The following is a 2,643-nucleotide window of genomic DNA, read 5'->3' as shown; positions in this document are numbered from 1 at the left end:
GTGTACCTGCATTCGGCCGTCGACGGGTTCTCCCGACTGTCCTACACCGAAGCCCTTGACAACGAAAAAGCCGTCACCGCAATCGGATTCATGCACCGCGCCCGGGTATGGTTCGCCGTCCATGGCATCGACCGCATCCAGCGGATCGTCACCGACAACGGCGCCTGCTACCGGGCCAAAGACTTCGCCCACGTGCTCCACGGCGCACGCCACCAATTCATCACGCCCTACACCCCGCGCCACAACGGCAAAGTCGAGCGCTACAACCGCATCCTGGCCGAAGAGTTCCTCTACGCCAGGACATGGACCTCAGAAACCCAACGCGCCGAAGCACTCAAAGTCTGGAACATCCACTTCAACTACCATCGACCACACTCTGCCGCCGCAGGCCAGCCACCAGCATCACGACTCGCCACCGGCGTCACCAATGTCATGGCCTCATACAGCTAGTCACGTCCGCAGTGGTGATGGCCGCAACTGGCTTGCTGCCGAACACCGGAGCGATATGAGTGCGGTAGATCTTCTCGTAACCGGTGATGGTGGCGTCATCAATTGATCCCGCCAGGCTTTCCAGATACTGCTTGGCGTACTCCCCTAGCGGTCGATTGGCCTTCGCCTTCTGACTGGACGGGTCTACTCCCCTAGCGCTGTCTAACTGGTCCTCCACCTTGCGCAGATGCGCCTTCGCCTTTCGCTCAGTTGGAAACGTCTCAGAGGTCTGCCGGAAGTTGCCTGTTGGTGCTCCGAAGTCATCTCGGATCGGCTCCCGCCACCGAACCTGATAGGACACAACGGGATTTCCGAACTTATCTAGCTTGCCAGTAGTGCGCTTACGAATCGTCGCAGCCATCAGGCCACGCCTTCCTGGTTGCCAGCTGTTGCGCTGGCGTAGATGCGGCGCACGGTGGACGGTTGCCATGCCGGATTGCCTAGTGGCGATAGGACATTGGATGCAGTGAGCGCCGAAGCGATAGCGTCGTATGTCAAGCCGGCATTGCGGTCTTGCACTATGCGCCGCACTACTGAAGCCGATGCAGCTCTGGGTCTTCCGATGCGCTCGCCTCTACGCTTCTTGGCGGCAAGAGCGGCTTTTGTTCTCTCGCTGATCAACTCGCGTTCGTATTGTGCGAAGTTGACTAGGTTCATGGCCATCATCCGGCCTGCCGCCGTGGTGAGGTCCACGCCCAAATCCAGGATGACCAGCGACCACCCTTGCGCCTGCGCGGACTCGATAATGTTGGCAGCGTTCACAATTGATCGACTCAACCTGTCCAGTTTGGCAACCACCATGCCATCACCTTGTCCAGAAGCTAACAGTTGCAACACTTCCGCAAGTTTCGGTCCGAGGATCTTGCCGGATACGCCTCCGTCTGCGAAATGCTCTACGATCCAGCCGCGCCGTTTGGCCTGAGAATCGATGACTTCATGCTGTGCCTCTAGGCCGTTTCTTCTATCGGCCTGCTCATCGGTGCTCACTCGTGTGTAGCCAAACATCAACTGTTGCATTGGTTCTCGTGTGCATGTCTTGGTCGGCATGTTGTGTCTCCCTTGCTGGCGTGGGGCGTAACCGAGCGGTTGCGCCTTACGCCTTAAGTTTTAGCCGACTGATACAACGGTGGCTACAATGTCTGATCTGGGAAAACACGTCTAAGGCCGCCTGTAGCGCTTGTGCGGCGAAGGAAGTGCTAAAGGTGGCCGAACTGCCCCAGGATTCAGATTTGCTTCATTCGCCACGCGCATGGCGACCTCACCTGTGATGAGCACGTCGCTGGGCCGAGGTTGCCTGTCGCGGTCGACTTCGCGCCGCCTACCCTGTCGCAGCGGGTCATCGGGCGAAGAGTGTTCGGCCTGCTCTGCGATTCGGTCGTAGGCAGGGGCCGGGGAGGCATCGACGCCGGCTGTAATGCTGTCCTCACTAGTCGCACTAGAAAATCCAGCTGCCTCAGGATCGCCGCCGATCGAATCAAATACTGCTTCAAACTTTTTGGGTTCGCCTTGTGCTAGGACAACTTCGGCCGGAGGTTTGAGGCCAGCACGGTCCAGAGCGTCCTTGATAGCAGCCAGTTTCACTGACTCACTGTCTGCGGTAAGAGCAATTCCTAACAGCTGCTTGGACATTAGGTCAGCTGCGTTCTCCAGGCGAACGCGAGCTGCGTTTCGTACGTGCCGAGTAGCACCGCCGTGAGTCCTGCAGACCGTTGCGCCCTTGATCGCAGCTTTCAGGCAGCGGTCTCCGTTGCTCTTGTGTGCGACGCATCTTCGTGCCTGCACTTGGGCAGAGGCTTGTGTCCACCACTCTTCGCTCCAGCGAGGCACGCCAGCCCGATTTTCCATGCGAGGTCTTGTCGATGCTTCGATCACTGCCGGAAGGTTATCGCTTCCTTCGATTTCTATTGCCTCAACGTCGATGATGTCGTTAGCGTCATGGCTTTCGCTCATCATGTCTACCTCAAATCCTTTGTGTCACATGTTCGTTGTTTACGATCGCCCCTGTATGCCTGCCAAACCTGCCTGCCCATAAAGGGCGGCAGGCATGGCAGGGATTGCAGGCATTTTGCAGGCAATCGGGACTGCTGCACGGATAGGTGACAGTTTCTTCACGCGGCCTGGCTGGCCGGTGTGGTCATGATTGCTTCGTATTCG

Annotated in this window: 3 protein-coding genes and 1 pseudogene; 1 reads left to right on the top strand and 3 read right to left on the bottom strand. The window is 58.1% G+C overall.

Translation table 11 applies throughout. The annotated features are described in order from the left end of the window. On the top strand, window positions 1-450 hold a 450-nt coding region (locus AWC25_RS09225), incomplete at its 5' end, for an integrase core domain-containing protein (protein WP_142278710.1). A 1-nt stretch (window position 451) separates the two neighbouring features. Here the strand turns inward: AWC25_RS09225 and AWC25_RS09220 are convergent. The 3 genes and pseudogenes from AWC25_RS09220 to AWC25_RS09210 all read right to left on the bottom strand — a co-directional run. Beyond that, a pseudogene (locus AWC25_RS09220) lies at window positions 452-850 on the bottom strand (tyrosine-type recombinase/integrase); the annotation flags it as partial. Beyond that, window positions 850-1,536, bottom strand: coding sequence for a recombinase family protein (locus tag AWC25_RS09215; protein WP_308204753.1), 687 nt, complete (start codon window positions 1,534-1,536; stop codon window positions 850-852). The pseudogene AWC25_RS09220 and the gene AWC25_RS09215, both read right to left, overlap by 1 nt. Window positions 1,537-1,647: 111 nt before the next feature. Then, window positions 1,648-2,442, bottom strand: coding sequence for a hypothetical protein (locus tag AWC25_RS09210; protein ID WP_244899481.1), 795 nt, complete (start codon window positions 2,440-2,442; stop codon window positions 1,648-1,650). Window positions 2,443-2,643: the final 201 nt, after the last annotated feature.

This window comes from Mycobacterium sherrisii (genome assembly GCF_002102355.1).
Lineage (GTDB): Bacteria > Actinomycetota > Actinomycetes > Mycobacteriales > Mycobacteriaceae > Mycobacterium > Mycobacterium sherrisii.
This window is presented reverse-complemented; position numbering and strand designations above follow the sequence as displayed.